Source organism: Aestuariivirga sp. (assembly GCF_041738905.1).
Taxonomy (GTDB): Bacteria; Pseudomonadota; Alphaproteobacteria; order Rhizobiales; family Aestuariivirgaceae; genus Aestuariivirga.
Window position 1 is genome coordinate 1 of record NZ_JBGSOZ010000180.1, and the last position, 3,870, is coordinate 3,870.

The following is a 3,870-nucleotide window of genomic DNA, read 5'->3' on the forward strand; positions in this document are numbered from 1 at the left end:
CTTCCTCCGCCTGTCGCAGAATGTAGGCGACCTGCGCCTCGCTGAACTTCGACATCTTCATCGTCATCCTCCCGTTCCGGCCCTGCCATCATAACTGGAATTTTCCAGCTTCCGATGGCCCGAAAAACGGGGTGCAGGTCAACTGGCATTGCGGCATCTCTGCCCGTCACGAAGATCGAGCAACAGACTTTCGGAAATGCCAGCGGCCGAATCATTGACAAGTCATCAGAGATTTCGGGTCAAGCAAGGGAAATGGCTTCAGCGGCTGCGGAAGAACTTCGATCGCGCGGACTGGGCCAGCTTGCGGGTGGCGATGGAGCATCCGAGTTATCCCGTCAGCCAATCTGACCTGCAAACGGTGTGCGGCAGCCATCCGCCAGGGTAGTGTCCGTCCGACGGAGTGTTCCCGGCTGCACGTCACCGGTCAGGCTGATCCAAAAACCGAAGCTGAATTGTGGCTGCCGCCCGAACTTTGAGGCGAAGTCAACCGCATCGTCCGGCGATGTGTCGGCATCGGCGCATTGGCGGATCGGCGACGCCCTTTGCCGAAATCCGAACTTGCCACAATCGCCAATTCCTGCAAGTCTCAGTTGAGCAACGCCGGTCATCCGGTAAATGTCGCCTGAGCCACGGCCCATTGGGTTTCGCATCGTGCGGTGCGGCGTGCAGGGGACGGCAACAGGCACCAGAATTGATGACTGGGCCGTATAGCAAGGGAGTTGCACGATGGCAGCGGGTGCTGAACTCAACGCATTGTCCGGCAATCTCAACGATACGCGAAAGAACGTGAAGGACTTGCGGCTGGAAGTCCGCAATCTCGAGGACAATGTCGCGGACATCCGGCAGACGCTGGAATATGCGGGGAAGATCGAGGACGACGCCAAGAGCTTCATCCGCACCATCGATGGCATGCAGGCCGCACTCAAGATCGCCGAGAAGGTGGGGCCCCTCAAGGTCTTTGCCATTGCGGTCAACAAGGTGCTCGTCAAGCTGGAGTCCGTGGCCGAGTCGATCCGCGACGAGGCGCACCGCGTCGACCAGAAGATCGTGAACTCGGGCTTCTACCAGAAACTCGAGGAGACCGAGGACAAGCTGGCGGACTTCCAGAACGACCTGGCCGGCATGGAAACCGAACTCACCGACTACCAGGACAATGTCGACACCGTCGCGTTCACGCTCGACACGGTCGGCCAACCGCTCAACGGCCTGTCCGGCGCCATCGACGACGCAGCGGCTCCTATCAATACCGCCCTCAATGCCATCAATGGCGCCTATGATTCGATCGAGATCGAGGTCGATGCCTTCAAGGCGAAGTTCAACACCTTCACGCTGAACGCCATGAGCGCCGTGGCGCGCCAGTTCGAAGGGATAACCAACGCGCTGGCCTTCCTCAAGGGGCCGCTCGATGCCGTCTATTCGGCGATCAAGCCGATCGAGCCGCTGCTGAATGCGGTGGGCTTCATCTACAATATCACTGTCGGTCCCGTGGTGGATTGGCTGCTCGACAATCTCGGCATCACGAAGATCTTCGACGACATCGCGGACAAGATCGCCGGCTTCCTGCCCGATCCGGCCGCGCTGGACGGCATCTTCGATGCGCTGGACGGCATCTTCTCCGAGGTCGACGGCTTCCTTGGCGCCAATGGCCTGAACACCGACATTGCCGGCTTCATCGATGACATCCGGGCCGATTTCCTAGACGCGCTGGGCCTCGATGGCGACGGCAACATGCGAGTGGGCAGCATCGGCAATGAGACCATGACCGGCCGGGAGGGCGTCGATGACGTGCTCAATGCCCGTGGCGGCGACGACGTCGTGTACGGCCTGAGTGGCGACGACGTGCTGATGGCCAACGCCGGCAGCGACATCCTCTACGGCGGCGGCGGTGAAGACCGCGTGGTGTTCCGCGGCAATTTCTCGGTCTACAGCTTCAGCCAGGCTGGCGATGGCGGGCCAATCGTGTTCCAGCACAACGCGGCCTATGGGCAGAAGTCCACGGGTCTCGAGACCATCTACGACGTGGAACGCTTCGTGTTCAACGACGCGATCTTCTCGCTGTCGCAACTCATCAATAACGTGTTCACGGCCACCGGGCCGGTGCTCAACGGCACCAACGAGGCCGATTTCCTGTATGGCAACGTCAATCCCGTGACCATCAACGGGCGCGGCGGCGATGACCGGATCACCGGCGGCAATGCCGCCGACGTGCTCAATGGCGGCGATGGCGACGATACCATCGTCTCCGGCCTCGGGGCCGATCAGGTCAATGGCGGCACAGGCATCGACACCTGGCTCTTCCCCGAGAACGCAACTTCGGGGAACCCCACGACCAAGGTCGATCTCGTTACCGGCCAGACCTGGGATGGCAATGCAGCGGATACGCTGAGGGGCATCGAGAACATCACGGTCCAGGACAACCGCAACACCGAGCTTTTCGGAGACGCCAAGGCCAATACCATCTCGGCCCACAGCGGCCGCGACTGGATCGACGGCCGGACCGGCGACGACAGGATTTACGGCAATGACGGCCAGGACATCCTCGTCGGCGGCCGGGGTGCCGACCGGGTGTTCGGCGGCGGTGACTTCGATTACCTGATGGGCGGTGCCAAGCGCGGCGACACGCACAGCGACCGCTATGACGGCGGCGACGGCTACGACATCCTGGCCTATTCCAAGAATATCGAGGGCTTCAACATCCTCACCCAGTCGGGCGTCGATTTCCAGGCGCCGGTCTCGGAGAACCGGCTCAGGATATTCGCCGAGACGGGCAGGATCGAGCGGCTCGATGCCACGGGACAAACGGTTGTCGCGACCGACCGCGCCGTCAATATCGAGCGTTTTGTCGGCTCCGAGCAGGCGGACGAACTCCACGGCTTTTCGGGATCGACCGAGACGCCCATCGAGATCGATGGCGCGGGCGGCAACGACATTCTCTATTCCAACGGATCGCGGTGGACCTATGGCGGTGATGGCAACGACATCGTCTATGTGACAGTGGGCCAGCAGTACTTCCATGGCACCAGCTTCGACGGCGGCGATGGATTGGACACGCTGGACACGCGGCTCATCACGGATGCCCGCTGGTCGATCCGGCTGAGCGGCGCACTGGGGAGCAGTTTCGGCGGATACAAGGCGGAATACAGCGGCGGTCTTGGCAGCGACCCCAACAGCACCGGCGAGGTGGTCAGCATCGGCGTCGGCGGAAATCTCAAGAACTTCGAGCGGGTCTATCTGGGCGCGTTCGACGACGAGGTGTGGCTGGAAGGCGGCGGCGAACTCAAGATTTTGGGCGGCGACGGCAATGACAGCCTGGTGCGCGCGCAGCCGGTTGATGGATCGGCGCGCGGCGTTCTGCTCGGCCAGGGCGGTGACGACTATCTGAGGCTCAACACCGATGGCGCGCTGTACGGCGGCGAAGGCAACGACGAATTGTTCGTCTATGCTTCGGGAGTCCAGCATGTGGTGGACGGCGGCACCGGTGACGATTTCATCACCATCAGGCGGATGGACGGCACGATCGACGGCGGACAGGGCTTTGATGCCGTGTCCTTCGATCTCCTGTTCACGAGTGTGGTGCGGAACACGGTCGATCTCGATGCAGGAACCTTCCAGAACCTCCGCTTCTCCAACGGTTTCGCAACGGATGACGTGACCGGTACGATCAGCAACGTTGAGGAACTGATTGGCGACAACGAGACGCGCGACGAGTTCTATGGCCGCGACAAGTCGGGTGACCGCTTCGCGGGACGCGGCGGCGACGACTTGCTGGTGGGACGCGGCGGACGCGACGAGCTTTATGGCGGTGCGGGCAACGATGTGCTGGAAGGCGGGGACGGCGGCGACCTTCTGCATGGCGGGCTGGGCAATGAT

The 3,870-nt window shown here is 62.0% G+C and carries 1 protein-coding gene and 1 pseudogene; one reads left to right on the forward strand and one right to left on the reverse strand.

Annotation, left to right across the window (positions count from 1 at the left end; translation table 11 throughout):
- Positions 1 to 335: 335 nt before the first annotated feature.
- Positions 336 to 608: a hypothetical protein gene (locus ACEW8Q_RS16895; RefSeq protein WP_373505225.1), complete on the reverse strand. Its 273-nt coding sequence runs from the start codon at positions 606 to 608 to the stop codon at positions 336 to 338.
- Between the two features lie 118 nt (positions 609 to 726).
- Here ACEW8Q_RS16895 and ACEW8Q_RS16900 point away from each other — a divergent pair.
- A pseudogene (locus ACEW8Q_RS16900) lies at positions 727 to 3,870 on the forward strand (hypothetical protein); the annotation flags it as partial.